This is a genomic window from Salinimonas lutimaris, assembly GCF_005222225.1.
GTDB lineage: Bacteria > Pseudomonadota > Gammaproteobacteria > Enterobacterales > Alteromonadaceae > Alteromonas > Alteromonas lutimaris.
Genome location: NZ_CP036536.1, coordinates 1608356 through 1623402, shown reverse-complemented (window position 1 = coordinate 1623402; position 15047 = coordinate 1608356). Strand labels below are relative to the sequence as shown.

General features: G+C 36.3%; 12 protein-coding genes and 2 pseudogenes. 5 read left to right on the top strand and 9 right to left on the bottom strand.

The annotated features are described in order from the left end of the window. Nucleotides 1-202: 202 nt before the first annotated feature. Both EZV72_RS06910 and EZV72_RS06905 read left to right on the top strand, forming a co-directional pair. Nucleotides 203-1480 (top strand): nidogen-like domain-containing protein, encoded by a 1278-nt coding sequence (locus tag EZV72_RS06910; RefSeq protein WP_137166552.1) that lies wholly within the window; start codon nucleotides 203-205, stop codon nucleotides 1478-1480. A gap of 109 nt (nucleotides 1481-1589) precedes the next feature. After that, nucleotides 1590-2063, top strand: coding sequence for an invasion associated locus B family protein (locus tag EZV72_RS06905; protein ID WP_137166551.1), 474 nt, complete (start codon nucleotides 1590-1592; stop codon nucleotides 2061-2063). A 42-nt stretch (nucleotides 2064-2105) separates the two neighbouring features. On the opposite strand, the pseudogene miaE (EZV72_RS06900) reads toward EZV72_RS06905, so the two are convergent. After that, nucleotides 2106-2753: pseudogene (gene miaE, locus EZV72_RS06900) on the bottom strand (tRNA isopentenyl-2-thiomethyl-A-37 hydroxylase MiaE); the annotation flags it as partial. Nucleotides 2754-2822: 69 nt separating this feature from the next. After that, entirely contained in the window at nucleotides 2823-3611 is a 789-nt protein-coding gene (gene miaE / locus EZV72_RS06895; RefSeq protein WP_137166549.1) for a tRNA isopentenyl-2-thiomethyl-A-37 hydroxylase MiaE, read from the bottom strand. Nucleotides 3612-3955: 344 nt separating this feature from the next. Between miaE (EZV72_RS06895) and EZV72_RS06890 the strand changes: the two genes are divergently transcribed. Then, the gene (locus EZV72_RS06890) at nucleotides 3956-4330 is read left to right on the top strand and encodes a hypothetical protein (protein ID WP_137166548.1); all 375 of its coding nucleotides are present in this window, start codon (nucleotides 3956-3958) and stop codon (nucleotides 4328-4330) included. A gap of 95 nt (nucleotides 4331-4425) precedes the next feature. Then, nucleotides 4426-4710: a hypothetical protein gene (locus EZV72_RS06885; RefSeq protein ID WP_137166547.1), complete on the top strand. Its 285-nt coding sequence runs from the start codon at nucleotides 4426-4428 to the stop codon at nucleotides 4708-4710. Between the two features lie 124 nt (nucleotides 4711-4834). On the opposite strand, the gene EZV72_RS06880 is transcribed toward EZV72_RS06885, so the two are convergent. From EZV72_RS06880 to miaE (EZV72_RS06850), 7 genes and pseudogenes are all read right to left on the bottom strand, one after another. Then, nucleotides 4835-7447, bottom strand: coding sequence for a DEAD/DEAH box helicase family protein (locus EZV72_RS06880; protein ID WP_137166546.1), 2613 nt, complete (start codon nucleotides 7445-7447; stop codon nucleotides 4835-4837). Between the two features lie 5 nt (nucleotides 7448-7452). Beyond that, nucleotides 7453-9150, bottom strand: coding sequence for a DNA methyltransferase (locus tag EZV72_RS06875; protein WP_137166545.1), 1698 nt, complete (start codon nucleotides 9148-9150; stop codon nucleotides 7453-7455). 217 nt (nucleotides 9151-9367) lie between these two features. Further along, entirely contained in the window at nucleotides 9368-9886 is a 519-nt protein-coding gene (locus EZV72_RS06870) for a replication/maintenance protein RepL (protein WP_137166544.1), read from the bottom strand. A 513-nt stretch (nucleotides 9887-10399) separates the two neighbouring features. After that, complete coding sequence (locus tag EZV72_RS06865; RefSeq protein ID WP_137166543.1) at nucleotides 10400-11056, bottom strand: hypothetical protein; 657 nt, start codon at nucleotides 11054-11056, stop codon at nucleotides 10400-10402. Between the two features lie 78 nt (nucleotides 11057-11134). Next, the gene (locus EZV72_RS06860) at nucleotides 11135-12166 is read right to left on the bottom strand and encodes a hypothetical protein (protein WP_137166542.1); all 1032 of its coding nucleotides are present in this window, start codon (nucleotides 12164-12166) and stop codon (nucleotides 11135-11137) included. A gap of 223 nt (nucleotides 12167-12389) precedes the next feature. After that, complete coding sequence (locus EZV72_RS06855; protein WP_137166541.1) at nucleotides 12390-14027, bottom strand: recombinase family protein; 1638 nt, start codon at nucleotides 14025-14027, stop codon at nucleotides 12390-12392. Nucleotides 14028-14088: 61 nt separating this feature from the next. After that, nucleotides 14089-14220 (bottom strand): annotated as a pseudogene (miaE, locus tag EZV72_RS06850) (tRNA isopentenyl-2-thiomethyl-A-37 hydroxylase MiaE); the annotation flags it as partial. Nucleotides 14221-14404: 184 nt separating this feature from the next. On the opposite strand from miaE (EZV72_RS06850), the gene EZV72_RS06845 reads away from it, so the two are divergent. After that, nucleotides 14405-15004 (top strand): Yip1 family protein, encoded by a 600-nt coding sequence (locus EZV72_RS06845; RefSeq protein WP_137166539.1) that lies wholly within the window; start codon nucleotides 14405-14407, stop codon nucleotides 15002-15004. Nucleotides 15005-15047 lie beyond the last annotated feature (43 nt).

Below are 15047 nucleotides of genomic sequence, written 5' to 3'. Positions count from 1 at the left end.
AGTGTTTAGATCAACCGATAGCGCGCTTTACTCGTTTATTGGCGATGTGACTCTCTTTTTTGTCAAAAACATGGTTAAAAAATGTCAGGATTTTTTACAAACAAAAATGAGAGATATTTTAAGCGATTGATTTTAAAAACATTTAAATATGGCCTAGTTACTGCTTATCAAACTTTAAATAAATCTAATATAGGGAAATTCAATGCATTTATTTACATTTCGCAAACTTTTGTTAAGCGCCGCTGTCGCAGGCTGCACCGCATTTTCTGCCCAGGCCAGTGTACTGCTCCAAAACTGGGATGGCTCCACTGATACCGGATTTGGTAATCTGCTAATGAACGGCAACGACGATGGTTCCAGCCAGCAGATTTTTCTGTCTGACCTTTCCGCTGGCCAGACTCCCGAAGCAGGCTACAATTTCTTCGGCACATTCTACGACTCTTTCTGGGTAAATAATAACGGCAATATCACGGTTAACGGGCCTGTCAGTGGCTTTACCCCTAATCCATTTCCATCAGCTAATCAGCCTATGATTGCGCCCTTCTGGGCCGATGTGGATACCCGCTGTGGTGATTGTGGGGAGGTCTATATTGGCGCACCCAATGCACAGACTCTGGTCGTTACCTGGCATGAGGTTGGCTATTATTCTAATAATGCTGATGTGACCAATACTTTTCAGTTAGTACTGATTGATCGCAGTGACACCGGCGAAGGCAATTTTGATGTCGAATTTCGCTATGAAGATATTAACTGGACCACAGGTGATCTTTCAGGTGGTGTAAACGGTCTGGGCGGAACACCGGCTCAGGCTGGTTATGATGCCGGTGACGGCGAACATTTTTTCACTATCCCAGGTTCTCGTACCAGTGCCATTGCTGATATTGATGAATCGCCCAGCAATACCGACACAGCCGGTATCTGGAAATTTGCTATTCGTGAGGGAGAATTACCCGGCGGCACCGCTGACAATCCGCTGATGCCTCTGATTGACCCGGAAACTCCCAGCGATTTCAGATTTGAGTTCTCTATTGATGAAGAAGGCGAGACTGTTTTTATCGACCCGTTTGTTGCCATTGGGTACGACTACATTGTTAATGATGGCCCGGACATGACGTCTGTATTGCTACCAGAGGATATTGGCGACAATGTTTTTGACCTGTGGCTATGGGACGACGTGGCCGGACAATGGTACGACACGCTGGACGATATTATTGGTGGTGAAGTTTTTACCTTTGATGAGGCAGTCTCACAGTTTCGGATTCTTGGCATAGAAGTGGACGCCATGCTGGACCCGGAAGATGCTGCTGCCTTTATTACCGGGCTTACATTTGATGGTGTGGGTCTTGTGGATATGAATCAGAACGCGATCTCTCAGTTTGTTGCAGATAATCCAACCCAGGTTCCTGAGCCTAAGCTGCTGCTGTTAATGAGCCTGATCGTGGTAAGTATAAGCCGTCTTCGTCGTCAGAAGCGGTCATAGTCCTGCATAACAAAAAGCGCCGGCGTAATGCTGGCGCTTTGTGTTTATTTGTGACGATAATAGTACATTACGGTATGCAGGAACGCCTGCCGATAAACTCAGGACGACAATGAAAAAGATAATTCCCCTATTACTTAGCCTGTTACCTGCCCCACTTATTGCACAATCTGTCAGCACTACAGATTTTGATTCATGGTCACTACTATGCGGCGAGCATGGCAACTGTTCCCTTTCACAGATGGTTAGCAAAGATCCGGCGGGTAAGCATATTGTGCTGGGAGTCAATGTGACTTATGCCATTAGCCCCGATTTTCCGGTGTTGCAGTTGCGTTTTCCGCCCAACGCCATGAAGACAGCCGGCTTCGGCATCAAGGTAGGAGACGACAAGCCTGTTCAGCTACCATTCTCGCAGTGTACTGATGCAGCCTGCCAGGCAGTGGTAAAAATGGATGAGCCACTGATTAAAAGTATGAAAAACAACAGCCGGATGCTTGTGGTATATGCAGATGCAAAACAGAAGCAAAAAACTTTGCCGGTGTCATTAATCGGCTTTGCCGAAGGATTTACCGCACTCAATCAGTAATAAATCCTCTGGATAAACCAGGGCTGTTTATGTGCTGGACGCTTATGTACGAGATTGCGGCACGCCTGAGTGAAACTTAAAGTTGTTATCCGGCGTAGCAATCAGCCCGGCTTCTACTTCACCAAAATACCGGATACGCGCTGTGATATCTTCGCCGGCAACCTGCTGCGCCAGGGTCAGGTAGTCCTGATAGTGTCTGGCTTCACTTCTTAACAAAGAGATATAAAAGCGGTTAAGCTCATCATCCAGATAAGGTGCGATTTTAGCAAAGCGCTCACAACTGCGCGCTTCGATGTAAGCCCCGCAAATGAGTTTATCGACCAGAGTTTGTGGCTCATAGGTACGTACATGGCGCATCAGTCCTTTGGCATAACGCCCGGCACTGACATTATGATAATCGATATTCCGGCGCTGCAGTATTTCCAGTACCTGCTGAAAGTGATGCAACTCCTCTTTTATCAGCAACACCATTTTAGCCACCAGATCATCGGCAAATTCGGTTTCTCCGTGTGACTGAATGATTTTTTTCAGACCACTGTGCGCACCATTAAACTCACCGTTACCAATTTTACGATACACAAAATCTTCGTAGGGCTTTAGCCATGCCAGCAGTGTATCGCCGTTTTCTTTGTCTACCGCATAACGACGAATCAGCAGCATGGCGGTTTGCGCAGCTTTGAGCTCACATAATGTTTATGTGTGCATATTGGTTAACTGATTGTTTTAAATGTAATATTTTATATTTTTATTATTTATCAATTAAGGCTGAGTTATTACGGTCTTTGAGCTTCCAATCGGCACACCACTATGGAACTTGAAGTCATTATCAGGACTTTGTATCAAGTCAGCTTCTACTTGCCCAAAATATTCAACTTTTTCTGCAATATCAACAGATGAAATTGATTGAGCTAATTCTAAATAATCTTGATAGTGACGAGCTTCTGATCTAAGAAGAGAAATATAAAAATCACTTAAATATTTATCAACATGAGGAGCTAATTTTGCAAAGCGTTCACATGATCTTGCTTCTATATAGGCTCCACAAATCAACTTATCAATTAAGGTATCAGGCTCATGAGTTTTAACGTGCTGTAAGATTCCTTTCGCATATCGTGATGGCGTAATGCTTCGATATTCAATACCGTAATGCTCCATCATTTCCAATACCTGATAAAAATGGTGAAGTTCTTCCTTAATCAGTAATACCATTTTATCAATTAAATCTTGCCCGTAGGGTGAAGTAGATTTAGGAATGATCGATTTACTTAACTTATTCTTTGCCGCTAATTCTCGCCAGTTTCCTTCTCGTTTATATACAAACCGTTCAAATGGTTTCAGCCAGTCTAGCAAAGCATCACCACTTTCTTTGTCTACTGCATACTTACGAATCAGGTACATTGCGCTCTGAGAAGCTTTTAACTCACATATCAGATGATCGAGTAAGAGCATGGAAAAATTTTCAGATTTTACAGCTTCTTCAACCCACTCATCAGGGGTTTCACATTTTAAAAAAGACTTTATTGGATTTAGCAACTCAGAATACGACATTTTTGAATACTGCGACATATGAAAAATTTCAGCAATTTTAACACAAAAACCAATAATTCAATTAAATCACCTCAATATCGAATTAAGTAAGTTGTTTGTTTTGAATTTTTATAGATTTATTTAGAATATACATAGTCACTTTAGCTATATCCATTATAAATAATGCTCGTAGAACTGCTCTATATAATTGTACTCATCATCATAATATAGAAACTTATATTATCATATATTTTTTCAATATTATCATATAGTTAAGTTGTTTCCTTAATTTGCGAGGGTCAATTTCATCAATTATCATTTGCCTGTCTTATTCAATAAACGATTCAAAAAAATAGGAGAAAATTATGAAATTAGACATAACTAAAGAATTAGAACCAGAATTTGAAAATACATTCACATATAAAAGAGAAACTCCATTTTTTATGCATTTATATCCCTTTAAAAGATTTTTTCGAAATAAATCAAAAAACAAAGAATTAACCTTTGAATGTTTTTTAGAGTATCAAGCTCTTCCAGGCAATGTACACAGTTTCATTACACATGAAGTAGATTGGTTATTTCACGATGAACTAGAAGCTCTAATAACCACTGATGGCAGCTGCATAGAATATTCTTTAGTACCTTTTGTTATTAAAGAAAAACAAACAAACCAAGAGTTCAGGATCGGCGAAAAATTTTTGCTAACTCCTAACAGAAAAGTTTATCGACTAGCATATTAAATTAACTACCAGTTTCTAGATCCCACTATGAATTGGCGATCCCAACAAAATATTAGCAATGTACAGCAAAAGAAAATGATAGGAAAATTAAAATTATGAAGTTAAATAAAAGACAAAAAGAAGCGTTTCAATTTTTAAAGTACTTAGCAGAATCTTATCTAAATGGAAAATCACCCGATGTTAATGAGGTCGATTTTAACAAACTAAGTGAAATAGGAATTAATGTTAATAGAATCAATCACAGGGAAGTAAAATCAATAGTCCGTGGAAAAGATCTTAAAATAAGGCGTGAAATTACAAACGCACCTTGGTACATAAAAGGTAAGGTTACCTATGAATATTTACCATTTCAGGTGAAAACTAAAAGAAATAAACTTTAAAAGCATCAAAATGATGCTTTTAAATATTCACTCAGGTCTGATGATAAAAAATGTGTTTATCAAACCATCACAAAACACAGGTATTGAAGAATATAAAAAGCCCACTCAAAGAGTGGGTGGATAATTATTTTAATAGTTCTTCAAACTCTGGGGCAAAATTTTCTTTTGAAGACTGATGATTATAGAATGGTAATCCCCACACTATAAACTCTTTACCCTGCCAAACTTGCTCAATTTGATGAGTAGCCTTTAAATCAAGTAGAAAGTTTTGTTTCCAAGCATCGTTTTCAAACAAGTGTGAACCTTTAGGTTCGATAAAAACTTGATAAGTTAGTTCAAGCTCTTGTTCCTTCTTAGTTAGAAGCAATAAGAAATCAGGCTCGAAAGCACGACCATCATTAAAAGTGTAAAGTTTGAAATGTTTTTCATTTCTCAAAAGATAAACATCATCATAAAAGGATTTTAGCTCATCAATCATGGTGTCCAAGTATCTAACGAAATACTTTTCTTCTGATGTTCCATAGTTTTCATTAAAAACAAACCAATCACATTCAGAAATATTTAAAGACAGATCATTATTGGTTGTTTCACTTTGCGCAATACCAAACTCTTTTTCTGTCAATCCATCATTTGAAATATATAAAATCTTATCCTTATCATACAATTCATTAATGGTTTTCGGTGTGAACTCTTTTGTTCCTTCGTAATCAATGCGATTTACATTTAACTGTTCAGCAATCTTACCTAGTACTTTTTTACACAATTTCAATTTTTCAATTTGTGGTATATTTTCAAAACTATCTTCTCGCCCACTTATTTCAACTTTTATTAAGCCTAGATAATCACTTGAAACGATAAACTCATCTATTGTCTTCAAACTTGGGAACAATATTTTTAGTTCATTAAATCTATAAGCAGGAATGGTAGCCATTGCCTTTCTTATAACGTGTTTACCAACATCAATTAAGTTAACACGCTCTCGTTTAACTTTTAAATTTTTAACTGCAGCACTTTCAAAAATAGTCAGTTCGTTTGAGTGCTCTGTCTTGATGGCATATGAGTAATTAGTGTTAATAATAGAACTATCTAGACCTTTAACCTTTGAACGGTCATAGGAAACCCGCTTGTTTACATAGATCAAGCCAGATTTATAAAGCGAGGTTTCTTTAAACTTATCTTTGACTCTCAACGAAAGCTCTTTTCGAGTTTTAGGCGTAATACCGATTTCTTGAAGAGCAATGTTTAAATCACTTATATATTCTGGGTTGTGAGCAGAATGATAGTAAAGCTCCTCACAAATCTTCAGTTCGTGCGCTTCTACGGTATCGTCTAAAATGTCGTACTTACGTTGATATATTGGTTGTTCATCTTCGACTCTAAAGGGACAGTAACGAGCACCACGACCAATCAACTGTGCTTCTTGTGTAGCTGTTTTCCCCCATTTGTTTCGAGTATCGTATAAACGGACAATATCGAAGAGGTTAAGAACGTCCCAACCTTCATTCAGCTTATCTACTGCAAAAATTGCTCGTATTTCATTATCAGAATCTTCTAATGAATTGAGTTCGATTTGATATGTTTCAGCTTTTTGACTATTGACTTCAATTGTTTTCTCTAAAGAAAAGTCTTCTTGAAGTTCCAAAGCTAAAGATTCTAACTTTATGTCATTATTTTCAAAGAATTGGAAAGCGGTATAAATTACATCTCCTTCCTTAGACGTGTTTTTAATAGCCTCTAGATCTTCTTCTCCAATCTTCTCAATTGCTTCAATAAACTCTTTATGAAAAGCTTCACTATCAGCTATGGTTTTAGCTTTAAACAAGATTACAGGCTTAATAACAAGTTTATATTTTTCAAAAACCTTACGGCGATATTGACTTAAAATAATTGCACGTAAGGCTCTCGGAAATGCTTCGCTATCGGACTGTAATACTTTCACTTCTTTAGAGTATAAATCTTCTCTAAAGTTTTTCAGCGGGTAATCGAAGAGTATAATATCTTGATATTTTTCTTTTATTTTTTGATCTGCAATGTCTGCTGTAGCGGTAAATTCCAACATTACATTAGATTTATTAGCTGAGAAAATTTCTCTAATTGTGTTTTCCCAACTATCTACAGAATGTTGTTCTTCTTTGCTCTTCTTCTTTTTCGTTTCTGCATTAATGTGGTGCGCTTCATCAGAAATCAAAACAACTTTGTTATCTTCAAAATCTTCCATTGAAAGAGCGTTCTCTTTCGGATTGAGCATTACAGCGTGAAGACCTTGAATCGTAGTGAACACAATGTTTATGTCACTTGAATTAGTCGTTGCAAAGTTATCAACTTCTTTTATATTTACCTGTTCACCATCAACATTAATTGTGCTGTTGAAAAGATATTTAGAAGAACCTTTGTTTAAAAAGTTTTCTTTTGTCTTTTTAATGATGTTAGTGCTATTCACAAAGAAAATGAAATTACGATACCCACGTTTGTATAGCGTGAGCATTTCACCTGCCATAATCAATGTTTTACCTGAACCAGTAGCCATATGATACAGTACATTTATAGGTTCATTTTTTGGTCTGTCCTGGTATTTATCAAGATAGAACTCAAAACGTCCAAACGCTTCTTTTTGGTATGGACGCATTTCAAAACTTGGGTTTAGGTTATCTTTGATATAGTCAGGCACAAGATCAGAAAAAAAGTTTTCACCAAGCGCAGTTTTCAGAGTGCTTAATGTTTCGTGAAGCATTGCCATAATGATTATGCTCCGTAAAACATTTTGTTGAATTTTTTATCTTGTTCAGAAATCCCATTACTTTCATCGTCAATATCTGAGTAATTGACGTAAAGTTGGTTCTTATCAATTGCTTCGATAAGAAAACGTTGTTGATTTTCAAAAGAAAGTTCATTGAAATGTGAAATGTTATTATCAAATTGTTTTGGATCGACTTTATACGAAAGGTTTGAACTCTCTTTTAGCTCGTCCCAAATTGTGATTAGTTCTTCTGATCTTTGAGATTGTTCGATCCGATCTGAGTATTTTGATGCTAGTTCAGCTAATTCACAGTAAACAAAAGAACCTCCACCTTGCCAGTTAACATCTTTAGAAATACCTTCCAAATCCCCCTTAATAACACCATTCAATCGTTTTAAAACAACCTCATTTACATAGTTCATCTGCTCAATACCGATGTATTGTCTATTTAATTTGTGGGCTGTTGCGGCTGTAGTGCCACTTCCAAGATGGTAGTCGAGCACAATACCACCTTCAGGACAGGAAGCTTTGATGATACGCTCTAAAAGCACCTCACGCTTTTGAGAGGTGAATCCTACACTCTCTTTGGCTGAATTATTTAATTTGTCTAAGTCCCAAACATCATCAACAACAACACCTTTGGCTAAAACATCTTCAATATACATCTTAGCTCGTTTACCATTTCCTGCGTCTGACAACACATATTCGCGACCATCTTCATCAACAAATAACTTTTGTTTGCGTTTTTTTACATACTCTTCTTTTGATGCCCACTTTTCAAAATAGCTTTCAAAATATGGAGTATCACTTTTACCATACATAAAAATTGTATCGTGTCTGCGTTCAAAACCAGTGTTAAGCTTTTTGTTCCAACCACTATAACGCCAGATAATTTCGTTTCTAAAGTTTTCTTCACCAAAAACTTCGTCCATCAGTACTTTAAGATAGTGACCTTCATTGTGGTCAATATGGACATATATTGTTCCATTTGGGCTAAGAAGTTCTCTGGCAATTTCAAGCCTGTTTTTCATAAACGTTAGCCAAGTTGAACGATTGAACTTGTCATTGTAACGAAATGAATCATTTTCAGTATTAAAAGGAGGATCTATATAAATGAGATCAATCCTTCCTAAAAACTTAGCTTTTAGTGTATGGAGAGCTAATAGGTTATTGCCTTTGATAATTAAGTTATCACTATCTTGTAACTGGAAATCCCTATCTTCACCATCTGTGTTGTACTTTACAAAGTTTTGAAGTGCCTTGGGTGCAAGAAGCGTATCAACCTGCTCTGGTGCAAGAGTCTCATTCCAAAAAACTTCACTCCGCTTTTGGTCTTCTTTTGTCTGACCGCCCTCAAGTACACAATCTTTGTAAGGCCAAGAAATAACCACATCATTAGATTCGTTTAGATAGTGATTGTCTACAGAAAGACCAATTTTGTTCTTGAACTGTGTAAAACTGTCAGGAAGGAATGATTTGTTGTTTACAAAGCGTTGGAACGCCACTTTATCGAATATCAATATACCATCTACATCTTGGAAGAAATGGCTTCTTAACTTCTCCTCAGACAAGAGGAGTTTCAGCAGCGAAGGATCGAGGCTTAATGCCAGTTCAACGATTTTGTTCTTAGCCAGCTTGTCATCAATAACAAGTCTTTCATCTGATTTTAGGACGTTAATTAAAGCACTTATAACAGGTAACATTTTGTTTTCTTTATTTTTTTATGCCAAAAGACAATTTTGAAAAGTTGGCCTGATTATACTAGACGATAAGATTAAAATCATTAAGTTAAAGCACTCTATTCACATCTTACAAGTCCATTTTTCAACCAGTTACACAAGAATAGAGTAGCCTGCCTCTTTTCAGGAGGGGTTAACTTTGTTAAGACATAAGGAACCAAACCAATTAAAATTGGTTTCATTACTTCAAAGCTTTAGAAAATACTTTTTTCAGCTTCTTTTCTTTGGACATTTGCTCGTTATAGGTGAGGTACACGTTTGCTTTAAATTTAGCAAACTTAATGTTGTCCCTGCTTCTATGCCAAACAATATTGGCATTTAAGCAATACACATTTGAATTGCCCGATTTTAAAACATCTAAAAAATTGTGAGCTTTTAAATGCTTTATCGCTTTTGATAAACATTGTCTTGTTCTGCCGAATATCTCGCCCATGGCTTGAAAACTGATCATCAAGGCATTGGTGTTATCCATATTTTCAACCATAAATAAAAATATGTTTCCAGCGAGCGGATAGTCTAGCAATAACTTTCGTACAGCTGGATACGTACCTTTATTAAATTGAAAAAAGAATGCATTCTTTTCTATAAACTCACCATTTTCATCTACAGAAACGGGTAATTGATTGCCAAATTCATCAACAGCGAATTGCTGAGTTTTAACGTGGAATTGCTTTTGTTCTGGAATATTTGAATCTTGCATACAGACATCTCCTTATTGTTATTTTTATACCTGTATATACATACATTCCACATATAAAATAAAAGTCAAATAATTTTTACCACCCGTCATTTCACTTTGACATTGATGTAAACGGTGGTAGTTGCGCTACATTAAAATACGTTGATTTTTCGAGCTATTTTAATGTATTAAATTGAGTTGCACTTACATTAATGTAAAACCAGACGCGACATAGATTGACGCTATCTACATGATTCCTAATGATATTTTAAAATTCTTACTATGGTGTCTGTTTTTAAGGTTCTCAGCCAGTTACACCACATAAAAGTTTGGTTTTCATTTTGCTCATATTTAAATTTTCATATTAATTGAACCGATAACCATGACACTAAATTACATAAGAGCAGTGTTATCAGCTTCACTATGGTTAATTTAAGCTGTAAATTCATTTCTGCTAGGTTATGACTCATGTTTTAGTTAAACGTTTCAATTTAAACTGTTTTTGTTACGTTTTACTGCAATGCCTATCCATCATTAAATTTTAAACTTTATTTTTCTGGCGATATTTTTTACTTCTGCATTTGCTTCAATGTTTTGACCTGTTTTTCTAAATTGAATGTATTCTGACAATCTTAAATTTTGCCATTGTCTGAACTGTAGCTTTTTCAAAGCTAGATCAAGTTGATCTGACTGTTGAACATTTGATGCAAAAACAGCAGGCACTGAGATAAGAAAATGAAATTTATTTGATGCGCTATTTTGAATTGAATAGGCATTGTCACAAATAAAATTAATACTGTCTGTTTCATACGCTTTAGCTCTTTCTAACGTCTTGCAGGGTGCGGTAAGTTGCAGGTGCGATTTGTCTTTAATCGACATATAAAACAAAAGCAGCAATATATTGGCTAAAGTAAAGAATGGCTTTTCATCATCTACTTCATGGATGAAAATTTCTTCATATTCTGAATATCGAATTTGAAGATGATTCATTATTTCTTCTAATGCTTCCTGAAGTTGATAAAGTGTCAGGTTTCTGAAGTTTAAATTCTTCAGTATCGGGTATGTATTTATTAACTTTTCTATTTCACATATCAGAAAATAATTCGGTATTTCCAGATGTATTTTATTGTTTTTGTTTACGCTAGAGCGAATAACTGATTCTAAATATTCTGCATTTGCTAGTGTGGACATGATGGTTTTTAATTGTTCTATACATTTGTTTTAACAGTATTTAATTTTCTTTCAATAGCTTACCAGTATTTTTTTCACTTACCCTCTGTTTCTTCTGCGTCTTTTTCGCTGTGTTGTTACTTTTGCCCCTTCTGGCGCTGAAAGGTTCGTTTTTTCAACCTCATGAATTGTTTCATTAAATTTTTGAGCGGATATTTTTGAATGCTGTTCAATTTTATCGATAGATTCTGCTACTTCTGCCGCTTTAAGTTCTGCTTCACTCCAGAATTTATTCACAAAGTTGAACGTCCAATTTTCAAGTTCAATCTTCAATTTGTGATAGGTATCAGCTAACGCTTCTATCGCTTTGCGTGTTTTAGTGAGTTTTGTTACTTGTGCTGTTACGGCCGAGTTTAGCTGCTTATGTTTAACCTCAAGCTGTTGAAGTTTTTCACTTCTGGCTAACCATAACGGCTTATCTGGTTTTGATTTGTTTTTAGGTAGGTATTCGTTGTGATCTTCATTTAATACGAGCTTCACCGACTTATTAAAACCCAGTTTTACTGCATGAATGGTTTTGCGTTGAGAAATGCTTTTGATAACTTCATTGTTAATCACATTACTGACTAAAATGTGTAAGTGTGAATGTTTATCTGTCGATGCAGATTCGTCATGTAAAACGATATGAGTGTGATGTTTAATGGTTTTAGCTGGTAGGTTGGTTACTGCAGCAATGTCTTGAATAACCTGGGCTGATATTTGTGACCATTGTTTAATACTATTTGGCTGAGTAATATCGTTGGGAATAGTACAAACAAATGATGTTGCGTAGTTTACAACACCGCCTCCAGCTAAACTCTGGCTTTTTCGATAGTTTTTCCGTTCAGATATAGCATTTAAAATATGATGCGCATTATTTAATAATACTGTAATTTTAGTTTTTAAATGTGAAGGTCTGCTTTGATCGGCTAGATAATTAACATGATTAATAAATCCATTATTAATTTTTCTGCCACTACCAGTAACTTTAGATTGGGTTATTTTACCGTTATCAGCTATTACTTTTTTATATTTGTACTTAATGCCGCTATTGCGGATCTGCTTTACCTTAACCGTCCAGTTTTTAATCATTTCATTTTTAATAATTCTATATTAAATAGATAACACAAAAATTTAAAAATAAAAGACTAAGTTGTAACGGGTACATTATTTTGATGATGTTCAAGATAGGAGCTTTGATAAATCAAACCACATGAAATAAAATTTCAATCCTACTTGCAAGATGGTAGAGATGGCCCATCTTGGCATATAGACTGTCAAAAATTAAAAATCATCCCTAAACAAACAATTAATTTTAAAAACCATGCATTAGCATCCTATCGTCTTTGATTATTGAATCATGTACTTTATCGCTATCTGTCATTAACAATACATTTATATCATGAGCCATAGGAATGGGGCATTTTATCTTCATGAATGCATGATCGAAGTAGTAATAGTCCTTAGTTTTCTTGCAATAACCTAGATTCTCAAACCCTTTTTTACCATCGTAATATAAGGTATTATCCTTTATGAATATTTGAATATCTAATTGACGCATGGTTGAATTAAATTTTTCGACATTGTCAATCAGACCTGACGCTTCTGGAGAAACAATGAATTTATTTTTTCTTTCTAATTCATAAATTATTTCAGATTTCCTCTCAGAAAAATTAAGAATCTTTTCTTCTATTTCAGATAGCAAGTCGGAAATAGATTCGATGTTTGCTCCCTTTGCTAATAGTCGTTTTAATTGTAATTTTAATGCTTCTTTAGATTTGGTATTTTTTGCAATTTCAATGTTGATATTTACCAGTTCTTTCTTTAACTCACCATCAGAATTTATTTTTGTAAATTTTTCCAAAGCTGATTTTTGAACATGGCAAATAAAAAACCAATGAGCAAGAATGTAAGGAAATGTTGTAGGTTCTCCATTTTTGGCACATTCAGCAACGTCACTACCTTTTCGCTGACGGTGGCTACACCTTAACAATGGTAAACTACCTTTAGATTGTTGAATCGTCATGCCTGAGTGTTCGTTAGTTTTTCTCGAAGAAATACAATGTCCGCACCTAAATAATCCGCTTAGAGGCCACAGTCGCTTGGCGTTTGAACTTTTATGCTTGTTGTACCTTTCAGTATGAGCATTTATAGCATCGCGATACAAATCGCCACCAACCGCAGCAGGAAATATTTTTTCATCTCTCCAAATCCCTCTAACTATATCGCTAGTTATCCACCTGACGATTGTTGTTGCATTCATTTGCTTAACTGCATCATTATCAGGAAACTCTTTTTTTAATGCTCTATCAACTAAAACCTGCCCATTTCCTTCGACATACAACTGGAACATCCGCTCTACTACTTTTTGGTTTTCTTTAATCAAATTTCCTTCTTTATCCAACCAAAATGGCCTTCGCATCTTCGGTATAGCTTTGTTTTCTTTGAATTGTTTTAAGCGTCTTTCATAACTATAAGATATTTTCTTTTTGTGCCATTCAATCTCTTTATAAGCTCGATCAAACTCAAACATTAACCTAGTTCTTTTAGAAGCATCATTAACATCTATTGGTTCGAATTCTTCGCCATTTGAGACAGTTACAATCGTGATGCCTGCCTTCCAGAATTTCTTGATCAAGTCTTCTGAGTTCTCTATGTCAAACCTTGTTAGCCGCGTAAAATTTTCTACTAAGAGGAAAGAGCCTTGTTCAATCAAGCCTTCATCAATAGCATCGATGAATTTGCCCAATCTTCCAAACTTTATCTGATTGCCTTTTGTTGCGGAGTAACCTTCATCAAGCATTGAATCTTCTAAAACTGCTCTATGACTGTTTTTTTCTAACCATTCGTTTTGAAGGTCAAGCTGCCTTTCAGCAGATGAATTTCCTTTTTGCGCATCTGAACTAAATCTCTGATATAAATATGCTTTTCTAAGTTTTTGTTCCTTTTCCATAATGAATTCCCAATATCATCAATTACCTTAGTATAAGCAATATGCACAGTTAGTCCATCTGTTCACAATTACAGTGATCGATTAACAGCGCAGACAGATTGTCGGGGTCAATCGCCTCGTCGATCCATGCTTGTGGCGTCTGGCAATGTAAAAACTGATGGATAGGCGTTAAAAGAGTTGGGTCGTACTGCATAGTGGCGTGTCACACTGTCATCGGCTGAATAAAACCGCGCAAGTCTACCATTGCCACTAAACAACTGCTACTTTCCCTGCCAACCTTAACATTTGATCATTTTTTATACTTTAGTGTTGACTCCGCCGTATCAATAATTGATAGTGAATTTGTAAAATAAGTGTAAACAAAAAAGGCGGCGCTTATGATCCTTAATCACTTGCTGGGTATCTATACGCATCCCAGAGAAGAATGGCAGTCGATAGACCGCAAGCACGAAACCTATTTTTACGCTCTGAGCCATATTATGGTTATGGCGCTGATCCCTGCGTTAGTAACGTTTTACAGTGGCACACAACTGGGCTGGAGCATAGGCGCCGGTGATGTTATCCGTCTGACCCAGAACAGTGCTATGATTCTGGCTATCGGAATGTATTTTGGTGTAGTAGCTGGCGTGGTTGCTCTGGCCATTCTTATCCACGAGCTGGCTAATATTTTTTCTGCCGAGCCCACCTATACTCAGTCTCTTGAGCTGGCTGCCTATACCGCAACGCCGTTACTGATGGTGGGTTTTGCCGGACTATACCCGCAGTTGTGGTTTGTTATGCTGATTGGTTTTGTAGGACTGGCATATTCTGTGTACCTGCTTTATTCAGGTACCCCCATCATTATGCACATTCCTGAAGAAAAGGGCTTTATTTATGCCAGCTCAGTGGTTACTTGTGGATTGGTGCTGTTAAGTATACTGATGGCCGCCACCATCATTATGTGGGGCTCTGGATTTGGTCCTGAATTCATTCACTAAAAACAAAAAACGCAGTCAGGTGACTGCGTTTTTTTCTTTGCTA

Coding starts and splice junctions, on each gene's coding strand:
- EZV72_RS06910 (WP_137166552.1), top strand. CDS start 203: ATGCATTTATTTACATTTCGCAAACTTTTGTTAAGCGCCGCTGTCGCA.
- EZV72_RS06905 (WP_137166551.1), top strand. CDS start 1,590: ATGAAAAAGATAATTCCCCTATTACTTAGCCTGTTACCTGCCCCACTT.
- miaE (WP_137166549.1), bottom strand. CDS start 3,611: ATGTCGTATTCTGAGTTGCTAAATCCAATAAAGTCTTTTTTAAAATGT.
- EZV72_RS06890 (WP_137166548.1), top strand. CDS start 3,956: ATGAAATTAGACATAACTAAAGAATTAGAACCAGAATTTGAAAATACA.
- EZV72_RS06885 (WP_137166547.1), top strand. CDS start 4,426: ATGAAGTTAAATAAAAGACAAAAAGAAGCGTTTCAATTTTTAAAGTAC.
- EZV72_RS06880 (WP_137166546.1), bottom strand. CDS start 7,447: ATGGCAATGCTTCACGAAACATTAAGCACTCTGAAAACTGCGCTTGGT.
- EZV72_RS06875 (WP_137166545.1), bottom strand. CDS start 9,150: ATGTTACCTGTTATAAGTGCTTTAATTAACGTCCTAAAATCAGATGAA.
- EZV72_RS06870 (WP_137166544.1), bottom strand. CDS start 9,886: ATGCAAGATTCAAATATTCCAGAACAAAAGCAATTCCACGTTAAAACT.
- EZV72_RS06865 (WP_137166543.1), bottom strand. CDS start 11,056: ATGTCCACACTAGCAAATGCAGAATATTTAGAATCAGTTATTCGCTCT.
- EZV72_RS06860 (WP_137166542.1), bottom strand. CDS start 12,166: ATGATTAAAAACTGGACGGTTAAGGTAAAGCAGATCCGCAATAGCGGC.
- EZV72_RS06855 (WP_137166541.1), bottom strand. CDS start 14,027: ATGGAAAAGGAACAAAAACTTAGAAAAGCATATTTATATCAGAGATTT.
- EZV72_RS06845 (WP_137166539.1), top strand. CDS start 14,405: ATGATCCTTAATCACTTGCTGGGTATCTATACGCATCCCAGAGAAGAA.